18 protein-coding genes and 3 pseudogenes are annotated in these 19,423 nt (G+C 69.1%); 11 read left to right on the top strand and 10 right to left on the bottom strand.

All coding sequences use genetic code 11. The annotated features are described in order from the left end of the window. Nucleotides 1-26: 26 nt before the first annotated feature. The 4 genes from ACU6WZ_RS16465 to ACU6WZ_RS16450 all read right to left on the bottom strand — a co-directional run bounded on the left by ACU6WZ_RS16465 (nt 27) and on the right by ACU6WZ_RS16450 (nt 5,394). Nucleotides 27-1,643, bottom strand: coding sequence for an acyl-CoA carboxylase subunit beta (locus ACU6WZ_RS16465; RefSeq protein WP_447028805.1), 1,617 nt, complete (start codon nt 1,641-1,643; stop codon nt 27-29). A gap of 46 nt (nt 1,644-1,689) precedes the next feature. Then, entirely contained in the window at nt 1,690-3,483 is a 1,794-nt protein-coding gene (locus ACU6WZ_RS16460) for an acyclic terpene utilization AtuA family protein (protein WP_447028804.1), read from the bottom strand. Between the two features lie 26 nt (nt 3,484-3,509). After that, nucleotides 3,510-4,313 carry a TIGR03084 family metal-binding protein gene (locus ACU6WZ_RS16455; RefSeq protein WP_447028803.1) on the bottom strand — a complete coding sequence of 268 codons (804 nt, stop codon included), beginning with the start codon at nt 4,311-4,313 and terminating at the stop codon, nt 3,510-3,512. Between the two features lie 100 nt (nt 4,314-4,413). Beyond that, nucleotides 4,414-5,394, bottom strand: a complete 981-nt coding sequence (locus ACU6WZ_RS16450; protein ID WP_447034070.1) for an EamA family transporter — start codon at nt 5,392-5,394, stop codon at nt 4,414-4,416. Between the two features lie 279 nt (nt 5,395-5,673). Between ACU6WZ_RS16450 and serC the strand changes: the two genes are divergently transcribed. Next, the gene (serC, locus tag ACU6WZ_RS16445) at nt 5,674-6,792 is read left to right on the top strand and encodes a phosphoserine transaminase (RefSeq protein WP_447028802.1); all 1,119 of its coding nucleotides are present in this window, start codon (nt 5,674-5,676) and stop codon (nt 6,790-6,792) included. Nucleotides 6,793-6,926: 134 nt separating this feature from the next. Here serC and ACU6WZ_RS16440 read toward each other — a convergent pair whose 3' ends face one another. From ACU6WZ_RS16440 to ACU6WZ_RS16430, 3 genes are all read right to left on the bottom strand, one after another. After that, nucleotides 6,927-8,216: an ATP-binding protein gene (locus ACU6WZ_RS16440; RefSeq protein ID WP_447028801.1), complete on the bottom strand. Its 1,290-nt coding sequence runs from the start codon at nt 8,214-8,216 to the stop codon at nt 6,927-6,929. Between the two features lie 254 nt (nt 8,217-8,470). Further along, nucleotides 8,471-8,665, bottom strand: coding sequence for a DUF6381 family protein (locus tag ACU6WZ_RS16435; RefSeq protein WP_447028800.1), 195 nt, complete (start codon nt 8,663-8,665; stop codon nt 8,471-8,473). A 189-nt stretch (nt 8,666-8,854) separates the two neighbouring features. Further along, the gene (locus ACU6WZ_RS16430; RefSeq protein ID WP_447034069.1) at nt 8,855-9,913 is read right to left on the bottom strand and encodes a YjiK family protein; all 1,059 of its coding nucleotides are present in this window, start codon (nt 9,911-9,913) and stop codon (nt 8,855-8,857) included. 40 nt (nt 9,914-9,953) lie between these two features. Here ACU6WZ_RS16430 and ACU6WZ_RS16425 point away from each other — a divergent pair, with 40 nt between their 5' ends. The 3 genes and pseudogenes from ACU6WZ_RS16425 to ACU6WZ_RS16415 form a co-directional block, all read left to right on the top strand. Then, on the top strand, nt 9,954-10,661 hold the full coding sequence (locus ACU6WZ_RS16425) for a GDSL-type esterase/lipase family protein (protein ID WP_447028799.1): 708 nt from the start codon (nt 9,954-9,956) through the stop codon (nt 10,659-10,661). A gap of 70 nt (nt 10,662-10,731) precedes the next feature. Next, nucleotides 10,732-10,872 (top strand): annotated as a pseudogene (locus ACU6WZ_RS16420) (Uma2 family endonuclease); the annotation flags it as partial. Beyond that, nucleotides 10,854-10,994: pseudogene (locus tag ACU6WZ_RS16415) on the top strand (LysR family transcriptional regulator); the annotation flags it as partial. The pseudogenes ACU6WZ_RS16420 and ACU6WZ_RS16415, both read left to right, overlap by 19 nt. Before the next feature lie 91 nt (nt 10,995-11,085). Here ACU6WZ_RS16415 and ACU6WZ_RS16410 read toward each other — a convergent pair. After that, the gene (locus tag ACU6WZ_RS16410) at nt 11,086-11,511 is read right to left on the bottom strand and encodes a DUF4190 domain-containing protein (RefSeq protein ID WP_447028798.1); all 426 of its coding nucleotides are present in this window, start codon (nt 11,509-11,511) and stop codon (nt 11,086-11,088) included. A 442-nt stretch (nt 11,512-11,953) separates the two neighbouring features. Further along, nucleotides 11,954-12,358, bottom strand: a complete 405-nt coding sequence (locus ACU6WZ_RS16405) for a hypothetical protein (RefSeq protein ID WP_447028797.1) — start codon at nt 12,356-12,358, stop codon at nt 11,954-11,956. Nucleotides 12,359-13,229: 871 nt separating this feature from the next. Between ACU6WZ_RS16405 and ACU6WZ_RS16400 the strand changes: the two genes are divergently transcribed. From ACU6WZ_RS16400 to ACU6WZ_RS16370, 7 genes and pseudogenes are all read left to right on the top strand, one after another. Beyond that, nucleotides 13,230-14,024 (top strand): hypothetical protein, encoded by a 795-nt coding sequence (locus ACU6WZ_RS16400; RefSeq protein WP_447028796.1) that lies wholly within the window; start codon nt 13,230-13,232, stop codon nt 14,022-14,024. 564 nt (nt 14,025-14,588) lie between these two features. Further along, a protein-coding gene (locus ACU6WZ_RS16395; protein ID WP_447028795.1) for an IS3 family transposase occupies nt 14,589-15,793 on the top strand; the annotation gives its coding sequence in 2 pieces (ribosomal slippage) (nt 14,589-14,829 and nt 14,829-15,793; 1,206 coding nt in all). Nucleotides 15,794-15,797: 4 nt separating this feature from the next. Beyond that, nucleotides 15,798-16,748: an IS110 family RNA-guided transposase gene (locus ACU6WZ_RS16390; RefSeq protein ID WP_447034068.1), complete on the top strand. Its 951-nt coding sequence runs from the start codon at nt 15,798-15,800 to the stop codon at nt 16,746-16,748. A 16-nt stretch (nt 16,749-16,764) separates the two neighbouring features. After that, nucleotides 16,765-16,974, top strand: a pseudogene (locus ACU6WZ_RS16385) (integrase core domain-containing protein); the annotation flags it as partial. Nucleotides 16,975-17,085: 111 nt separating this feature from the next. Continuing rightward, nucleotides 17,086-18,105, top strand: coding sequence for an ISAs1 family transposase (locus ACU6WZ_RS16380; RefSeq protein WP_447028794.1), 1,020 nt, complete (start codon nt 17,086-17,088; stop codon nt 18,103-18,105). Between the two features lie 157 nt (nt 18,106-18,262). Further along, nucleotides 18,263-18,595, top strand: a complete 333-nt coding sequence (locus ACU6WZ_RS16375) for an integrase core domain-containing protein (protein WP_447028793.1) — start codon at nt 18,263-18,265, stop codon at nt 18,593-18,595. A 43-nt stretch (nt 18,596-18,638) separates the two neighbouring features. Next, nucleotides 18,639-18,836 carry a hypothetical protein gene (locus tag ACU6WZ_RS16370; protein WP_447028792.1) on the top strand — a complete coding sequence of 66 codons (198 nt, stop codon included), beginning with the start codon at nt 18,639-18,641 and terminating at the stop codon, nt 18,834-18,836. 190 nt (nt 18,837-19,026) lie between these two features. On the opposite strand, the gene ACU6WZ_RS16365 is transcribed toward ACU6WZ_RS16370, so the two are convergent. Further along, nucleotides 19,027-19,416, bottom strand: coding sequence for a hypothetical protein (locus ACU6WZ_RS16365; RefSeq protein ID WP_447028791.1), 390 nt, complete (start codon nt 19,414-19,416; stop codon nt 19,027-19,029). Nucleotides 19,417-19,423: the final 7 nt, after the last annotated feature.

Genomic DNA, 19,423 nt, shown 5'->3' with positions numbered 1-19,423 from the left:
GCATTGGCCTTTCGCGGCATTGGCTTTCACATCCGGAAGACGCCGAAGCCGCCGCGGGCGCCCTCGACCGGTGCCGTGTGGATCGCGGACAGGCACAGCCCCAGCACGGTCCTGGTGTCGCGCGGGTCGATGACCCCGTCGTCGTAGAGCCGTCCCGACAGGAACATCGGCAGCGACTCCGACTCGATCTGCTGCTCGACCATGGCGCGCATCCCGGCGTCGGCCTCTGCGGCCTTGTCGTCGTACGGCAGCCCCTTGGCGGCGGCCGAGGCGCGGGCGACGATCGACAGGACGCCGGCGAGCTGCTGGGGGCCCATGACGGCGGACTTGGAGCTGGGCCAGGCGAAGAGGAAGCGGGGGTCGTACGCGCGCCCGCACATGCCGTAGTGACCGGCCCCGTAGGAGGCACCCATGAGAACCGACAGGTGCGGGACTTTGGAGTTGGACACGGCGTTGATCATCATAGCGCCGTGTTTGATGATGCCGCCCTGCTCGTACTCCTTGCCGACCATGTAGCCGGTGGTGTTGTGCAGGAAGAGCAGCGGGATGTCGCGCTGGTTCGCCAGCTGGATGAACTGCGCGGCCTTCTGGGATTCGGCGGAGAACAGCACGCCCTGGGCGTTGGCGAGGATGCCGACGGGATAGCCGTGGAGGCCGGCCCAGCCGGTGACGAGGCTGGGCCCGTAGAGCGGCTTGAACTCGTCGAAGTCCGAGGCGTCGACGATGCGGGCGATCACTTCGCGCGGGTCGAAGGGGACCTTGAGGTCACCGGGGACGATGCCGACGAGTTCGTCCCCGTCGTACGTCGGCGGCTCGGCGGGGGCCGGGTCCCTGTGCGCCTTGCGCCAGTTGAGGCGGGCGACGACACGGCGGGCCTGGCGCAGGGCGTCGTGCTCGTCCAGGGCGTAGTAGTCGGCGAGTCCGGAGGTACGGGCGTGCATCTCGGCTCCGCCGAGGGATTCGTCGTCCGACTCCTCGCCGGTGGCCATCTTCACCAGGGGCGGGCCGCCCAGGAAGACCTTCGAACGGTCCTTGATCATGATGGTGTGGTCGGACATGCCGGGGATGTACGCCCCGCCGGCCGTGGAGTTGCCGAAGACGACGGCGATGGTCGGGATCTGCGCCGCCGAGAGCCGGGTGATGTCGCGGAACAGCGCCCCGCCGGGGATGAAGATCTCCTTCTGGGAGGGGAGATCGGCGCCGCCGGACTCGACGAGGCTGATGCAGGGCAGGCGGTTGGCGTACGCGATCTCGTTGGCCCGCAGGGCCTTTTTGAGGGTCCAGGGGTTGGAGGCGCCGCCGCGCACGGTGGGGTCGGTGGCGGTGATGAGGCATTCGACGCCCTCGACGACGCCGATGCCGGTGACCATGGAAGCGCCCACTGCGTACTCGGGGGAGGCACTGCCCCAGGCTGCGAGCGGGGAGAGTTCCAGGAACGGGGTGTCGGGGTCGAGCAGCAGCTCGATGCGTTCGCGGGCGAGCAGTTTGCCGCGTTCGTGGTGACGTGCGGTGTACTTTTCGCCGCCGCCGCCGAGGGCCTTCGCGTGCTCGGCGTCCAGCTCGGCGAGCTTGGCGAGCATGGCGGTGCGGTTGGCGGCGTACTCGGGGGTGTGGGGGTCGAGGGCGGTGCGGAGGGCGGTCACGGGGTAACCGTCGCCCGAAGGGCGTCAGGGGCGTCAGGTCGTAGCGTCAAAGGAGTGCCTCCGGGATGTCGATGTGCCGGGAGCGCAGCCACTCGCCCAGCGCCTTGGCCTGCGGGTCGAAGCGCGCCTGGGCTGCGACGCCTTCGCCCAGCAGGCCCTCGACCACGAAGTTCAGCGCCCGCAGGTTCGGCAGGACGTGTCGGGTGACGGCCAGTTCGGCCGTCTCGGGCAGCAACTCCCGGAAACGGTCCACGGTCAGCGCGTGCGCCAGCCACCGCCACGCCTCGTCCGTACGGACCCACACACCGACGTTCGCGTCCCCGCCCTTGTCGCCGCTGCGCGCCCCCGCAACGAGGCCGAGCGGCGCCCGCCGGGTGTTTCCCGCCGGCGGGGGAAGTGGCAGTTCGATCTCGCCGACCGGCTCAAGTGCCTCGGTGTGTACGGGATGCGGCACGGTCACACCTGCGCCGTCCGGCAGCACCGCGAGGTGTTCCACGTCCGCCGCGCGCACGTACACCGCCTCGAAGACGCCGTAGGGGGCGCCCTTTCCGGGCGGCGCGGTGACGTGGAAGCCCGGGTAGCTGCCGAGCGCGAGCTCGATCGCGGCGGCACTGACCGCGCGTCCGACGTTCGCCGGGTCCTGGTCGCGCACGACCAGCCGCAGCAGCGCGCTCGCGCACTCCTGGGTGTCGGCGTCCGCCCGGTCCGTACGTACCAGCTCCCAGCGCACCTCCGCCGGACGGCGCCGCCCGGCCGCGTCCAGTGCGTCCTCGACCTGGCTCCGTACGAGCGCGGCCTTCGCCTCGATCTCCAGGCCTGTCAGTACGAACTCGACTTCGTTGCGCCACCCGCCGACCCGCGTCACCCCGGCCTTGAGGGTGGGCGGCGGCGCCTCTCCGCGTACGCCCGAGATCAGCACGCGGTCGGGGCCGTCCTGGGTGAGGCGCACGGTGTCCAAACGTGCTGTGACGTCGGGGCCCGCGTACCGGGGAACGCCGGTTTCGTAGAGCAGCTGCGCGGTGACTGTTCCCGTGTCGACGCGACCGCCCGTTCCCGGGTGCTTCGTTATCACCGAGGAACCGTCGGAACGGATCTCGGCGAGCGGGAACCCGGGGCGCTGCAGAGAGCCCTTCTCGAGCGTTCCGAAGAACGCGTAATTGCCGCCCGTGGCCTGCGTTCCGCACTCCAGCACATGCCCGGCGACCACCGCCCCGGCGAGCCGGTCGTAGTAGTCGCAGTCGTCGTAGTACTCGCTGTCGTCGGCGCCCTGAACTCCCTGGCCGCCCTGGCCGCCCTGGCCGCCCTGGCCGCCCTCGTCGCCCCACCCGAACCACCACGCCGCCGGACCGGTCACCAGAGCCGCGTCCGTGACGCGCCCCGTCACCACCACGTCAGCCCCCGCCCCCAGGCACCGCGCGATCCCGCCGCCCCCCAGGTAGGCGTTGGCGGTCAGCGCACCTTCGGGCAGCGGCAGGCTGTCGCCCTCCACGTGGGCGACCCGCACCGGCACAGCAATGCGGTCCGCGAGTTCCCGTACGGCGTCGGCGAGGCCGGCCGGATTGAGCCCTCCCGCGTTCGCCACGATGCGCACACCCCGCTCGTGCGCGAGACCGAGGCTCTCCTCCAGCTGCCGCAGGAACGTCTTGGCGTACCCGAGCCGCGGGTCCTTCAGCCGATCCCGCCCGAGGATGAGCATGGTCAGTTCGGCGAGGTAGTCGCCGGTGAGTACGTCGAGTTCGCCGCCGGTGAGCATCTCCCGCACGGCGTCGAACCGGTCGCCGTAGAAGCCGGACGCGTTCCCGATACGCAGCGGCCGCCGGCTGCAGCTTCCGGCCGTCATGCCGCCCTGCGTCATCCGTGCGCCCGTCACGCGTGCGCCCCGCCCCGCTTCGGCTCGCGCCCCGCGCCGGCCGGCCCGGCGAAGGCCTGGGCGATGCCGAGCCACCGGTCGGCGTCGGCGCCCTCGGCCCGTACCGTGACGTCGTCACGGTGCGCCCGCTGGGTCACCAGGAGGCAGAAGTCGATCGCGGGCCCGGTGACCCGCTGGGCGGCGTCCGGCGGGCCGTACGCCCACGTCCCCGCTCCGTCCGGCGCCGTCAGTTCGACGCGGAACTCCTCGGTCGGCGGGGTCAGCCCGCGCACAGCGAAGGCGTAGGCCCTCGCCCGTACCCCGATTCGCGCCACATGCCGCAGCCGCGCCGTCGGCCGGCGGCGTACGCCCAGCGCGTCCGCGATGTCCTGGCCGTGCGCCCACGTCTCCATGAGCCGGCCGGTCGCCATGGATGCGGCACTCATCGGCGGCCCGAACCAGGGGAACCGCGCCCCCTCGGGTGCCGCCCGTATCGCGCGCTGCAACTGCGAGCGCCCATCGCGCCACCGGGCGAGCAACTCACCGACCGGCAGTTCCGCTCCCGAATCGGCGGCCTCGTCGACGAACCGCTCAGGTGCGGCCAGCGCCTTCCCGGCCTGCACGGCGAACCCCTCGGGGTCCGTGACGCTGAGCAGCGCCGCAGCGTCCGTCCAGGCGAGATGGGCGATCTGGTGCGCGATGCTCCAGCGCGGCGCGGGCGTGGCGAGCGACCACTGCTGCTCGCTCAGGCCCCCGACCAGCTGGTCGAGTTCATCCCCTTCGGCACGCAGATCGTCGAGCACGGCTGCCGGATCGGACACGGTGCGCTCCCCTCGGGGTAGGGCGGTGTGTCCCGTAGCGTGGCAGCCTGCCAGGAAACAAGCAAGCGTGCTTGCATTGTTTTCTGAACACCCGCAGAAGTTAGGCGGCGCCCTTGCGCCGCAACTGCCGTCCCTGACGCACACGGCCGTCACGGGCCTGCCGCCCCTGACGTGCCTGACTGCGCACCGCGCCCAGGCTCGCTCCGATCACCAGCGCGATCGCCAGCGCGTCCGTCACCGACAGGGCCTGGCTCAGCACGAGGAAGCCGGCGACCGCCGCGATGGCCGGCTCCAGACTCATCAGCACCGCGAACGTCGCCGCCGGCAGCCGCCGCAGCGCCAGCAGCTCCAGCGTGTAAGGCAGCACGGAGGACATCACCGCCACGGCCGCACCCAGCGCCAGCGTGCCCGGTTCGAGCAGCGCGCCACCCGCCCCCGCGATCCCCAGCGGCAGGCTGATCACCGCCGCGAGGGCCATCGCGAGGGCCAGCCCGTCGGCCTGCGGGAACCTCCGCCCCGTCCGCGCGCTGAAGAGGATGTACGCCGCCCAGCACCCGCCCGCTGCGAGCGCGTACGCCGCGCCCACGGGATCCAGCCGGTCGAACCCACCGCCGCTGAGCAACGCGACGCCACCGAGCGCGAGGCCCGCCCACACGACGCTCATCGCACGCCGGGAGGCGAACACCGACAGGGCGAGCGGCCCGAGCACCTCCAGGGTCACGGCCACACCCAGCGGGATACGGTCCAGCGCCTGGTAGAAGAGACCGTTCATGCCGGCCATGGCGAGCCCGAAGGCGGCAACGGTCCCCCAGTCGGCGCGCCCGTACCCGCGCACCCGGGGCCGGCACACCACCAGCAGAATGATCGCGGCGGCGGCGAGCCGCAGGGCCACGACGCCGGCCGCGCCCGTGCTCGGCATGATCGTGACCGCGACGGCCGACCCGAACTGCACGGACAACCCGCCGGCCACCACCATCGCCACCGGCCCCACCCGCGCCCCGAGCCCGCCACGGGCACCTCCCCCATCACCGGCGCCGACGGCGGCCTCCCCGGTCGCGGCGGGAGCGCCGTGCGGCGGCATGGAAGGCGAGGGGTCGGGCGCGTGGCCGGGAGCGGCGGAGGTCGGCTGGTCCATACGCTCCACGGTAAGTGCGCCACTACCGTCACCTCGCCAGCACCATCACCCCGCCGGTAGTCACCTCGCCAGTAGTCACCTCCAGGCGGCGGCCATCATCGCCGGCAGCGGCACAACACGGGGCAGCGGCACCTCGTTACCCACCACGCCCCCGGGTCTGGACGGCGTGTCTCATCCGGCGGACATACCCCTCCCGCATCTGCGCCGACCGGCTACGCTCCGCTCGTGGCTGAGATCCAGATTCCCGCTGACATGAAGCCCGCCGACGGACGTTTCGGCGCGGGCCCCTCCAAGGTGCGTACGGAGGCGCTGGACGCCCTGGCCGCGACCGGCACGTCCCTCCTCGGCACGTCCCACCGCCAGGCCCCGGTCAAGAACCTGGTCGGCTCGGTGCGGGACGGCGTACGCGAGCTCTTCCAGCTCCCCGAGGGTTACGAGGTGATCCTGGGCAACGGCGGCTCCACCGCCTTCTGGGACATCGCGACCCACGGTCTGATCGAGAACAAGTCCCAGCACCTGAACTTCGGCGAGTTCTCGTCGAAGTTCGCTAAGGCCGCGAAGCTCGCGCCCTGGCTGGCCGACCCGACGGTGATCGCCTCCGACCCGGGCACCCACCCGGACCCGCAGGCCGAAGCGGGCGTCGACGTCTACGCCTTCACCCACAACGAGACCTCGACCGGTGTCGCCGCGCCCATCAAGCGCGTGCAGGGCGCCGACGCGGGCGCCCTCGTCCTGGTCGACGCAACCTCCGGTGCGGGCGGCCTGCCGGTCGACATCACCGAGACCGATGTCTACTACTTCGCCCCGCAGAAGTCCTTCGCCTCCGACGGCGGCCTGTGGATCGCGGCGTTCTCCCCGGCGGCCCTGGAGCGCGCGGCGCGCATCCACGCGTCCGGCCGGCACATCCCGGAGTTCTTCAGCCTCCCGACGGCGATCGACAACTCCCTCAAGAACCAGACGTACAACACCCCCGCACTCGCCACCCTCTTCCTGTTGAACAACCAGCTGGAGTGGATCAACACGCAGGGCGGCCTCGACTGGGCGGTACGCCGCACGGCGGCCTCCTCGGGCAACCTGTACGGCTGGGCCGCGGAGTCGAAGTACGCGACACCGTTCGTCACCGACCCCGCGAAGCGCTCGCAGGTCATCGGAACGATCGACTTCACGGACGACATCGACGCCACGGCGGTCGCCAAGACGCTGCGCGCCAACGGCATCGTCGACACGGACCCGTACCGCAAGCTGGGCCGCAACCAGCTGCGCGTGGCGATGTTCCCGGCGATCGACCCGGCCGACGTCCAGGCCCTGACGGCCTGCATCGACTACGTGATCGAGAAGCTCTAACAGGCAGGCGTACGCACGCCGGGCGGGCCGGGGCGCAGGGAGAAATCCCCAGCGCCCCGGCCCGCCCGGTTTCACGCCCCGCCGCAGCGCCGGCGAACCGGCTCAGCACTCAAAGCCGCGCGTGTGCGCCGTACTCAGAAGCGGGCGTGCGCCGTGATGTCCGCGCCGAACTGGTCGATCATCGCGGGCGTCACAGTGGGCCGGCACTGCGCGACCGCCGCCAGGTAGTCCGCCGTGCTCGCGCCGAGCGTCCGCGGATCGCCCGTACCGGTACCGATCTCCTCCAGGTCCCGCTCGAACGCGGCCTGCGCCGCGATCCGGGCCGCGTGCTCGATGTCCGCCGGCGTGAAGAGCTCGGTGGCCTCCACCAGCACCGCCACGTCCACATCGGTACGGCCGTCCGTGTAGCGGGACCAGATTGCGGCACGGGCCGCCTCGTCGGGCGTACCGATCGGAATCAGGTAGTCGAACCTGCCGGGCCGCAGGAACGCCGGGTCCAGCGACCGTATCGAGTTGGTCGCGCACACCAGCAGCCGCTCGTCGCCCTCCCGGAACCCCGGAATCAGCTTGAGCAGCTCATTGGTCACGCCGTGCATCCCGCCGGGCTGGGCGGGCTCGGTCCGTACCGGAGCGATCTCCTCCACCTCGTCGATGAAGACGAGCACCCGCTCCAGCTCCGCGATACGGGCGAACGCGTCACGCAGCGCCGCCGCGAGGTTGCCCTCGTCGGCCAGCCGCGAAGGAAACAGCTCGACGAACGGCCAGCCGAGCTTGGAAGCGATGCCTCTCGCGAACGTCGTTTTGCCGGTCCCGGGAGGCCCGAAAAGAGCCACCGCGCGCGGCGGCCGCACCCCGTGCCGGGCGGCCCGTTCCGGTTGCGCCAGCGGCAGTACGACGCGCCGCTCGATCAGGTCCTTCTCCGCCTCCATACCGGCCACCTTCGCCCAGAGGTCGCTGGGCAGGAAACGCCCGCCGAGATCCTCCAGCAGGCTGGCCGACGGCCCGTGCAGCGGCTCGACCTTCTCGAAGTACGCGACGGCGGGCTGCCGCGTGTATCCCGCGTTGAGCAGCCCCTCGCCGAGCAGGTCCTCCTCCGGCAGTACGTACGCGATACGCCCCACCCGGGCGGCGACGAGCCGCCGCTCCAGCTCGACGAGCAGCGCACTGGCCAGGCCGCGGCCGCGCCAGGCCGAGGAGATCGCGATGCGCATCACCCAGGCACGCTCCCCGGCCACACTCGCGAGCGCCGCGCCGATCGGAACGCCCTGGTGCACGGCGACGACGGCCGGCTGCCGCGAGGTGAGCGCACCGATGCACTCGGCGAGCGAGAAGACGGACTCCTGCCCGAGTTCGGCCGTGGTGTCGATCAGGTGGACCACTGCCGCGAGATCGCTCTCGCGGTAGTCGTGAATGAGCCAGTTCACCGAAACCGCCCCTCGTAGGTACTGAGCTGCTGTTCCGGTGAGGCTAGGGGCGGCGTCGCGGCTGGTCGCGCGCCGCTGTGCACAAGCCGGTGCGTGGAGTCGGACGTTCCGTCCGTAGCCAATGTGAGGCTTTTCGTCGTTCCCGGGAACGACGAAAAGCTTTCGCCGTTCCCGGGAACGGCCGATGGCCCCCAGTCCCGCGCAAGCGGAACGGAAGGCCACCGGCACAGACCTACGTGCAGGTACGAACGGACCTACTCAGGGGGGAACTGCTCCTGACGGCCGCCCATCGCGCCCTCCTGCTGGCTCTGCTCCTGCAGCCGTCGGGCCTTCTCCTGCAGCTTCTGGCGCTCCTGCGGGTCGCTCGCGCGCTCCGCCGCCTGGTTCAGCTGCTCGGCCTTGTCACGCATCTGCTGCGCACGGCCACGGGATTCGCCTGTAACGCTCATCGTCACTCCTTGGACGTTGGGGAGAGCGGTCCCCTAAATCGAAACAGGCCTTCGTCACCCTCGCACGTCGAACCGTCACGTTCCGTTACGCGGTCCCCTACGCCCGCCGTCAACCTCGCCCCGCGACGCCCGCCCCTTACACCCGCCGCCAACCCCGCCCCGCGACGCCCGCCCCGCGAGGCCCGCCCCCTATACCCGCCGCCGCAGCCGCCTCAGCCCGACGTACGCGGCAAGCACCCCGCCGATCACGACGACCCCCAGAACACCCTTGCCGTCCGAGCCGCCACCACTGCCCTTCCCACCCGCATCACCGTTCCCCTTAGGCGACTCGGAGCCTGAATCCCCGCCACCGTTCTCGCCGCCACCGCTCTCCCCATCACCGCCCTCCCCACGCCCGCCGCCCTCCACTTCCACCCGGGCGACACCGCTCCCGGCCCCCTCCGAGCCGAACATCATCGCCGTACCGTCCGCGGTGTACGTGACCGACTCGGCCTGCCCCTGGAAGGGCGCCCCCACGCTCCGGTCAGCCCCCAGCCGGTCGGCGCCCACCCGCCCGGCGCCCTTCCACTCGTACGCCCGGGCACTGAAGTAGGAGCGCAGCACCAGCTCCTTCCCGTCCGGCGAGAACGCCCCGTCCGTCACCCACGGCACCTCCCCCACCCGCCGGAAGACGTTCGTCCCGTCGCCGGCCAGCCGCTCGGGGCCCTCGTACAGCCCGCCACCGTCCTCGTTCTTGCTGGCGATGTAGACCCGGCCGCTCTTCGGGTGCACCATCAGCGCCTCGGCGTCGCGCGGCCCGTCGGCGTACTTCACCGTGAACTGTCGCGCGTCGACGGTGGCGTTCCTGAGCTGCTTCGGCTCCGGGAAGCGGTAGATCCACACGTGACTCCAACTCCCGTTCAGGTTGTCGCCGATGTCACCGACGTACACGTTCCCGTCACTCCCCACCGAGATCGCCTCGATGTCGCGCGGCGCGCCGACCCCGCGCATGGTGAGGGTGGCGACGGTCCGACCGGTCCTGGAATCGACGCCGTAGATGAACGCGCCGTCGTCGCTGTCGTTGTGCGTCCAGTAGACGCCGGGGTGGGCCCGGCTCGCCGCGAGCCCGCTGGACTCGGTGATCCGGGGGTCCTTGAGCGTGAAGCCGTCGTCGGCGACGGCCGGCCCGGCGGCGAGCAGAAGCAGAGCGGCAGCGGCAGGAGCGACGACGACGTACGAGAGCGAACGCATGACCCAAGTGTTCAGCATCACGTGTTCGACCACCGCACCGATCCGGGATGATGACGTCATGCGCTTCCTGTTCGTCGGCGATTCCATGACCATCGGGTGTGTTGGCGACTACACGTGGCGCTTCCGCATGTGGCAGCACCTGGCCGCGTCGTTCGGCGGCCCCTTCCAGGTCGTCGGCCCCCGTACCGAGCTGTACGACCCCTTCGCGAACGCCCCCATGTCGTACGAGTACGCCGACCCGGCCTTCCCCGCGCACGCCCGCCGCCACCTGTCCGGCTGGGGCGAGGGCTGGCTGCACATGGCGCCGTTGATCCGCGAGACGGTCGCGGCGACGAAGGCGGACACGCTCCTCGTCTCCCTCGGCCTGATCGACCTCGGCTTCTACACGGACTCGACGCAGACGGCCGACAACGCCGCCCGCTTCATCGCGGAGGCCCGCGCGGCCAACCCCCGGGTGCGCATGGTGATCCACCCGGTGATCCCCAACATCAGGGCGGAATCGGACGCGCCCTTCGCGGCGGAGTGCGCCCGCTTCAACGACCTGCTGACGAAAACGGTCGCCAACCTCGCCACCCAGTCCTCCCCACTGCTCCTGGCAGGGCCCCACCCGACGTACGACATCCACCAGGACACTTACGACGGCACCCACCCGGCCCCCTCGGGCGAGCACAAACTGGCGGCGGCCTTCGCGGACGCTATGCACGAAGCATGGAACGCGGGCACGCGCTACACCCCGGCTCCGGCGGCCTCTTTCAGCCGCGCGTGACGCGGCCACCGTGCCTATCGTTGTACCGGTGGCTCCATGCGATCAGGCTGCAGCGGGGAAGAGCCGCACGATGACCGTCGCAGGAGAGACCGACAGGATCGAGATGGCCGACAGCAGCGACGAGCTGACTCTGGACATGCTGTTCGAGTGGCTTGAGCGAATGCCCGTCCCCGAGGGGTACAAGGTCGAGGTCGTCCCCTCAGCGGCGTACACGCCCGGCGCCACATCGACGCCCTCCACCGCCCCGAACGCACGGCCCGCCGAGCCGTCCTCACCGCACTGCGAACCGCCGCCACGACCATCCGCCACGGCGTAACCGCTCCCCAGAGTTGACCCCCACTACCCGGGCCACCTTCATCGCGCCGTACCGACGCGAGCGCTGAACCGAGTGGGTGTTCCGGCGCACCGGACAGGTCAGGTCAGGTCAGTTGTTGACGTCCTGGTTGAAGTCCTCGGCGCACTGATCCCGTTCGCTCTGCGTGTCGGCCTGCTTCACGCAGTCGTCGAAGCTCTTGAACTCGTCGGAGTTGAGGATCGACGCGCCGATCGCGATGATCACCACGGAGGCGATCAGCCCCAGGGCCCCGAGCACCGCCCCAATGATCGACATCTTGCCGTGCGGCGCCCGGCCACCGCGTGCCCTCCGTGCGCCGATGATGCCGAGGATCACCGCGATCAGGCCCAGCACGATGCCGCCGAGGACGGTCCAGAAGAGCAGAAGCGCCGCGATGCCGAGTACGAGCGCGGCGATCGCGAGCCCGTTGCTCCGTCTCACATCCGCACCCTGATGGGTCTGCTGGTAGTCGCCTGGCGTCTGGGGGTGGTTGGAGAAGGACACCATCACACTCATCTCTGGATCCGTACCTGAGGACTTGCAGTACGTGCCCCGCGTGCCCAGCTCTCGACCACGAATGCGTCCGCGTTGCCCTGGCCGGTCGCCTCCAGCCCGTTCGGGAGGCATTCGCACGAAACTTCCCTGGCGTCGTCCCTGTCCGCGACTCCACGGATCCCGCGCGGCCCGTCGCTCGTGTTCGCGGCATCGGCGTGGTCGTCCTTCGTCTTCGCCGCACAAGGCGGGGACTTCGACGCCTGAGCCCCTACGGCCTCACGAATGCAGCGGCCATCGCGAAACGGCGGTGGCCGTTGCCATGACGGCGCCCGGAACAGCAGCCGCGCCCCGGCTGACCTGTGCATCTGAGCCGCAGCACAGCGAGTCAGTGCGAAAGGGTTGACGACAAGGGTGCGGACACCGGTTCGGAGCCCGGCAGCGGGATGGCCCGGCGTTACGCCGCTCAGGACCTCGCAGCGGTCGCCGTCGCCCGATCCGGGCTCACCCCCGCCGCATTCATCCGGCACTCCCCGCACTGCGCCGCACCGTCCACCGGCCGGAACATGTGGTCGTCGCCCGGCCCCGCGCACAGCACCAGAGCGGCCCGCTCGCGCTGCGGCGGCGGCTCGGCGTTGGCGAGCAGGCGGGCCAGCAAGGGAACCTCCGGCAGCTTCTCCACCAGGCGGTATCGCAGGAACCCGGCCACCGACCTGATCACTCCGTCCGGCAGCCCCGAACTCAACACCCGCCGAAGCTCCGCCGGCGACACCCCGCGCCGTAGCCACTCCACTGCGAGCACAGCCAGCCGCCTGGCCTCCCGCACGCCCAGGTGCAGCCGCCCGTCCATGCGCCGCAGCGACAGCAACACGCGCTCGGCCTCCGCGAGTTCGCCCGTCAGGGCCGGCTCGTCTTCGGAGGGTGGGTGGGGAGCGTTCTTCTCCCGTTTTTCATCTTCTGCAGGGGAGCCACCGACCACCCGATCAGTCGGTTCACCGACCGTCGGGATCTGCACACTCGGAACGGGCGGAGTGCCCCGGCCGGCGGGAGGCGGCGCCGCCGCCTCGCCGAGCCCGTTGGTCAGCACCTGCTCTGTGATCCAACGCCCGCGCTCGTTCTGCCACTTGCTTTCCCGCAGAAACCCGCACTCGACCAGCAGTGTCTTGGCCTTCTGGTACGCCCGGCCCTTCAGCCCGAGCCGGGCGGCGTGCTCGTTCAGCGGCTTGTCGCACCGGCCTTCGGGCAGCCCGAGGACGTACAGACAGGAGCATTTTCGCGTCGTTGTTCAGGCGTGTGTGCCGCACGATCGCGTGCGGGGCCTTGAGATAGTCGCGCGAAGGCGCGATAGCATGCCGAAGCATCCCGTTGGACCTCGTTATCCAGTCGGTGTGTAGGTCCTCGGCCGGTGTTGGTAGCACCGCCGGGGACCGCGCCGCCGTCGCATACGGAGCGTAATGACGCGGTCACCGTACAGCACGAACCGCACTCCCGGCCATTCCGCCCGCGACAACTCACCCCCGAAGCACGGCACTTCCGCCATCCTTCGCGGCCAGCGCTCACGTTCGTCGCGGCACCCGAGACGCCGATACGGCCTTCTTCGTGCGCCCCGAGAAGTCGTCGCGCGTCAGCAAAGCGAAAAGACACGCACTCATACGAGAAGACCGCCGCATCGGGGGTACGCGCCCTCTGCGCAACTGGGTGATCCCAGGAACAAGACGCAACTCGGCGATATGCATGAGGAGATGGCGACGATAGCGGTCAAGTCGAAGTTCTTAGTTTCGGTCGCAGCATGCGCGATTGTCGCGGTGGGTCTGACCGGCTGCGGAGGCGATGATTCCGCAAAGGGCGACTCCAAGGGCGACTCCAGTGCTGAACAGGAGCCCTTCGACGGCATGAGCGCGGATCAGATCGCCGACAAGGCCGTCGCCGCGACGAAGAAGGCGGATTCCGTCAGGATCTCCATAGAAACCGAGGGCGCGGCGAACCCGGTGAGCCTGGACCTGGCCATGGACAACTCGGGATCGTGCACCGGCACCACCACGTCCAAGGACGCCAAGGCCGATGTCGTCCAGGAAGGCAAGTCCGGCTGCATCAAGGGGAACAAACCGTACTGGAAGGCTGCGCTCGGCGCCCAGGGCGACTCCGCGCAGGAAGCGGACAAGGCCGTGGCCGCGTTCGCGGACAAATGGGTGAAGGTGCCGTCCTCCGAGGTGGCGGCCGACAACGGGACCTGCGACAAGAAGGCCACGGTCGCCGCCCTGGACAAGGACAAGTCGGAACGTAAGGGCATGGCCAGGGAGGGCGAGACCGAGGTCGACGGCCGTTCCGCCGTGATCCTGAAGAAGAAGACCGCCGAGGGCGCCCTCACCATGCACGTCGCCGCCGAGGGCGAGCCGTACATCCTCAAGGCGGACGAGACCGGCGGAGACGCGCCGAGCAGCATGACCTTCTCCGACTACAACAAGCCGGTCAAGGCACAGACCCCGCCCGCCGACCAGGTCGTCGACCCGAACGAAGCGGCAAAGAGCGAGAGCTGAGGCTCGGGCTCGGCCGTACGGCGTCGGCGTCGGCGTGCGCCCCTGGTCCGCACACCAGGGGCCCGCACACCCCCGGGCCCGCGCACCCCAAGGCCCGCGCACCCGGTCCGCATCCGCGTCCGACACAGGACACGCACGCACGTGAATTCCCCACCGCACAACCGCGCGACTCCCCATAGTCGGAGCCGGCTCCCGCGCCCAATCCACGAATGACCGGGAATCGTCTGGCACGCGTCCCCTGCGGACCGCCAGAGTAGGTGACCGCCGGGCGTAACCATCTCGACCAGGGTGGCCGGGTGGCCGCACACACGGGAGCGATATCTCACGTACATTCTCGGGCCGGCATTCTCGCTCGAATTACCTGATCGGCTCAACGTGCCGAGCCGACAACCCGGGAAGTACCAAGGGAATTACGGCCACGGTTGACCTCCGAGGCCGGGTAATCGACCGACAGGGGAACCATTCACATGCGTCAGGTCCGAAGCACGATCAGGATGAGGTGACCCCCGTGGTGTGGACACACCTAACAATGGATCTTGATGGTCCAGGAAGGTGTAGATCCACATGGCAAGGCCCTCGAAGTACAGTGCGGAGTTCCGGTCCGACGCGATCGCGTTGTGGCGGGCATCGGCGGGAAGGCGGACGTTCAGGGACGTCGCGGCCGATCTGAACGTCAACCCCGAGACGCTGCGGACCTGGGTGCGTGACGCCGACGACGGTCCGGCCGCCTCCGGCGGGTCGCAGGACACCGAGGCCGAGCTGGCCCTGCTGCGCGCGGAGAACGCCAGGCTGGCCAAGGCGGAGAAGGAATGGCAGCTCGAGCGGGAGATCCTGCGACGGGCAGCCGCCTATTTTGCCCGGGAGATGAAGTGAAGACTGCCGCTTGGGACTTCATCTCCGCCCACGCCGAGATGTTCGGCATCAAGCGGATATGCCGGGTACTGGAAGTCTCCCGCTCGGGCTACTACCGGTGGATCGCCGGCGCCCAGACGCGGGCCGTCCGGCAGGCCACCGAGGATGCCCTGGTCGAGGAGATCCGCGAGATCCATGCCGAACACCGCGGGAACTATGGCGCGCTCCGAGTCCATGCCGAACTGCGCGGTTTCGGCCACATTGTCAACCGCAAGCGGGTGGCCAGGCTGATGCGCAAGCACGGCATCACCGGCCGCCACCTGCGGAAGAAGAAGCGCACCACGGTCCCTGACCGGCTCGCGCCGCCGGTGGCGGACCTGGTTCAGCGGGACTTCACCGCTGTCACTCTGGACGAGAAGTGGTGCGGCGACATCACATACGTGCAGGTCGGAGCCGCGTGGCTCTATCTCGCCTGCGTCATCGACATCCGCTCGCGCCGGGTGCTCGGCTACTCGATGGCCCCGCACATGCGGGCCGGGCTCGTCATCGACGCGCTCCAGGCCGCGGTCGCAGCCCGCGGCGGTGACGTCACCGGGGTGATCTTCCACGCGGACCGCGGATCGCAATATACGTCGGCCGCGTTCGCGCAGGTCTGTGACCGGCACGGCATCCGCAGGAGCATGGGAAGGGTCGGCTCGAGCTATGACAACGCCCTGGCCGAGAGCTTCTGGCAGGGACTGAAGCGAGAAGCAATGCACGGGAAGCTGTTCGTGACGATGCGACAGGCCAGGCTGGAGATCTTCCAGTGGCTCACCTACTACAACGCCTGCCGACGCCACAGCGCGCTCGACTACCTCTCTCCAATGGAGTTCGAACAGCAGCACCACAGGACAGCTAAACTCTCACTCGCAGCATGAACCCCTGTGTCCACACTCCGGGGGTCACCTCATCCTGCACTGGGCAGGCTCATACGGCAAGATTCTGGCATTCGGCATCGAGGGAACCGGCTCCTACGGCGCCACCCTGGCCTCGTTCCTTCGCCGGGCCGGGCACAAGGTGGTCGAGGCCGGCCGCCCGGACCGGCGGCTGCGACGGATGAACGGCAAGTCCGACACCCTGGACGCCGAGAACGCCGCCCGAGCCGTCCTGGCCGGGTTCGCGACAGCCACGCCCAAGAGCGCCGACGGTGAAGCCGAGATGATCCGGCAGCTAAAGATCGCCCATGACCAGGCCGTCGAACAGCGCTCAGCGGCGATGGTCACCATGAAAGCGATGCTTGTCCACGCTCCTGATCCCTTGCGCAACGAGACCGCGGGCAAAACGCAAATCGCCCTGGCCCGGCACCTGGCGGGCCTGCGTCCTCGACAGCTGGAGAGCCCCGAGGACGCACTGCGTCACGCCCTTCGAACACTGGCCAAACGGTGGCAGTACCTCGACGCCGAGGCCAAGGAACTGACGAAAATGATCGCTGAGCTGGTCCACCGTGCCGCCCCGCAACTGCTCGAACCATTCGGCATAGGTGTGGACACCGCCGCGGAGATCCTCGTCGTGGTCGGCGACAACCCTGAACGCATCAAGTCCGAAGCCGCCCTCGCCAAGCTTGCGGGCATCGCTCCTGTGCCCACCGGCTCCGGCATGACCAGCGGCAGGCACCGCATCAACCACGGCGGCCACCGCCAGCTCAATGCCGCGATCTACCGGACCGTCATCGTCCGCATGCGATTCCACCAACCGACGATCGACTACGTCACCCGCCGCACCGCCGAGGGCAAGACGAAACGCGAGATCATCCGCTGCCTCAAACGCTACGTCATCCGCGAGGTCTACCACCTGATCCGACCCGCACCACGGACCGTCCCCACAGCGAGTTGACAACTATAGGAGCGTCAACGCCCTCGCCGAGTCGTTCTGGCAGGGCCTCAAGAGGGAGACGATGCACCAGAGGCTGTTCTCGACGATGCGTCAGGCGAGGCTGGAGATCTTCCAGTGGCTGACCTACTACAACGCCCGCAGACGTCACAGTGCCCTCAACTACCTCTCACCGGTGGAGTTCGAACAGCAGCATCTGCGAGCAGCTAAACTCTCAATCGCGGCATGAGCCCCTGTGTCCACACTCCGGGGGACGCCTCACCGTTCGGTCGGTTCGCTGGCGCTGCGGCTGCAAACGCTGGCCGATCCGCGCTCTCGGCGCGGAAGGCGTCACCCGTTCGTGGCGGTGTTGCTGGTGGCCTGCTCGGCGGTGGTGGCCGGTGCGAAGTCCTTCTCGGCCATCGGGCAGTGGGCCAAGGACGCGCCGCAGGACGTCCTGGCCCGGCTCGGGGCCCGCACCGCCACGGCGTTCAACGTACGGATGGCGCCGAGTGGCGCGACGATCCGCCGGATCATCCAGCGGACCTGCCCCGGCGGACTGGCCGACCTGTTGGGATGCGAGCCGAGCGGGTGCGAGACGCTGGCCGTGGACGGTAAGAGCGCGCGCGGCTCGCGTCACGGCACCACCGCGGCCGCCCATCTGCTGGCCGCGATGACCGGCAGCGGGCAGACCGTCACCCAACTGAGAGTGCCCGACAAGACAAATGAAATCACCTGCTTCGCCGCCCTCTTGGAGCCCTATGACCTGACCGGCATCACCGTGACAGCCGATGCCCTGCACACCCAGCGTGACCATGCCCGCTTCCTGGTGGAGACCAAGAAAGCCCACTACGCGTTCACCGTGAAGCGCAACCAGAAGTTGCTGCATCAGCAGTTGCGCACGCTGCCCTGGCAAAAGGCCACGGCGAAGTTCTACGACCGCGCCGAGGGACACGGGCGGCTGGAGACCCGGGTGGTGCGGGCCCTGACCGTCACCGACCTCGGCGTGGACTTCCCACACGCCGCCCAGGTCGCGAAGATCGTGCGACATCGCACCACGGTGGCGACGGGCAAGCGCACCCGCGAGACCGTCTACGTCATCACCGACCTGACCAGCCGACAAGCCTCCCCCGAACGCATCGCGAGGACCGTGAGGTCGCAATGGGTGATCGAGAACCGGCTCCACTTCGTCCGCGACACCGCCTTCCGCGAGGACGCCTCAAAGATCCGCACCGGACACGGCCCGGAGAACATGGCCACCTTGCGCAGCTTCGCGATCAATCAACTCCGCGCCGCCGGCCACACCAACATCGCCGCTGGACTCCGGGAGATGGCCCTCCGCCCCTTTGAACGGCCTCTGGCCCTCATCGGCCTCGGATGACCCGCACCGATCCAAGATCATCAGACTTTGCAATCGCCCTGGCGTTCCACCTCCCTGCGGACCGGCGGCTTGCCTGGCGAGCGCATCGCCGGACGCCCCGTAACCGCCGTCGTCCACCCTGCCGGACGCCCCATCGGACACCTCCATGATCAAGGTGTTGCGACGACCGATTGAATCCGCCCAGTACACCAGCTTCCGCCTGGCCGCCCACCTCGCCGCAGAGGGCATCGCGGCAAGCATCGGCACCGTCGCCGACGCCCTGGACAACGCCCTGATGGAATCGACGATCGGCTTGTATAAAACGGAGTTGATAAAGCGTCAGAAACACTGGCGAAGCCTTACCGCCGTCGAGATCGCCACCGCCGAGTACGTCGACTGGTACAACCAGTCCAGACTTCACGGTGAGCTCGATCACGTACCGCCCGCCGAGCACGAAGCCACCTACTACCTCCAGAACCAGCAAAAACCACTGGTCACAGCCACAACCTAGAGTCTCTACCGAACCCGGAACGATTCACCTCCTGGAGCAGGGAGTGGAACTCGTCGTGATCAGGGAGCTGTTGGGCCACGCCCACATCGGCGTCACCGCCACCGTGTACGCCCACGTCCGGCTTCGCCTCCAACGCGACGCCATCGACCTCCTCGGCCACGCCCTCCGCAACCCCGCCGAGACCACCGGCGGGCCCGACGACAGCGACGAACCACCCCTCGTCGGATCCACCGTCCGCTGACGTTGCGTTGCCGTCAGCTACTGCCGTCAGATACCCCAGAGGCCCCACCCGAGAAATATTCGGGTGGGACCTCTGGGGCTATCGCTGAGCTATTAACCGCATTTCGGAGGCCAGCGTCCCACCTGGAGAAACGGGGAGTTTTTCGACCCAATCCGCAATCACACAAATTCTTGAATATTGGCGGATCTCACTACTTTTTCGAGACCATCGAAATGCCGCCCGCCGCAAGGGAGAACATCCGGACAAGCACCTTCCGAACATCCGGGTCTCGATCTATCCGCTCCAGTGATTCGAACCTCTCCAGATCAAGATCGATCGTGGCAATTCCACCAGCATCGCCGTCACCTACGGTCGAGAACAGCACGAGGCATCGGTACGCCCGTAGAATCCCTCCTCGCTCTTCGCGCATCAGCGACTGGAGGACGACGGCCCCTTCTTTGACCTGACTACGGACTGCGTCCACCGAGGTCCACCGCGTTGCCCAGCCTCGAGCCTCTGCCTCCAATTGGATCTCAAGCAGCGTATCGAAACTGATCTGGCACACACGAAAGTCAGGGTCAGTCGAATGAATCATGGACATCAGAGCA

This window comes from Streptomyces hypolithicus (assembly GCF_052934925.1).
Note: the sequence above shows the minus strand (reverse complement) of the source record. Positions and strands in the feature narration are given on the sequence as shown.

Bases quoted from the DNA above. Each gene is read 5' to 3' on its own strand.
- ACU6WZ_RS16425 (WP_447028799.1), top strand. From the start codon at position 9,954: ATGCGCTTCCTGTTCGTCGGCGATTCCATGACCATCGGGTGTGTTGGC.
- ACU6WZ_RS16430 (WP_447034069.1), bottom strand. From the start codon at position 9,913: ATGCTGAACACTTGGGTCATGCGTTCGCTCTCGTACGTCGTCGTCGCT.
- ACU6WZ_RS16400 (WP_447028796.1), top strand. From the start codon at position 13,230: ATGGCGACGATAGCGGTCAAGTCGAAGTTCTTAGTTTCGGTCGCAGCA.
- ACU6WZ_RS16410 (WP_447028798.1), bottom strand. From the start codon at position 11,511: ATGAGTGTGATGGTGTCCTTCTCCAACCACCCCCAGACGCCAGGCGAC.
- ACU6WZ_RS16365 (WP_447028791.1), bottom strand. From the start codon at position 19,416: ATGTCCATGATTCATTCGACTGACCCTGACTTTCGTGTGTGCCAGATC.
- ACU6WZ_RS16435 (WP_447028800.1), bottom strand. From the start codon at position 8,665: ATGAGCGTTACAGGCGAATCCCGTGGCCGTGCGCAGCAGATGCGTGAC.
- ACU6WZ_RS16450 (WP_447034070.1), bottom strand. From the start codon at position 5,394: ATGCCGCCGCACGGCGCTCCCGCCGCGACCGGGGAGGCCGCCGTCGGC.
- ACU6WZ_RS16460 (WP_447028804.1), bottom strand. From the start codon at position 3,483: ATGACGGCCGGAAGCTGCAGCCGGCGGCCGCTGCGTATCGGGAACGCG.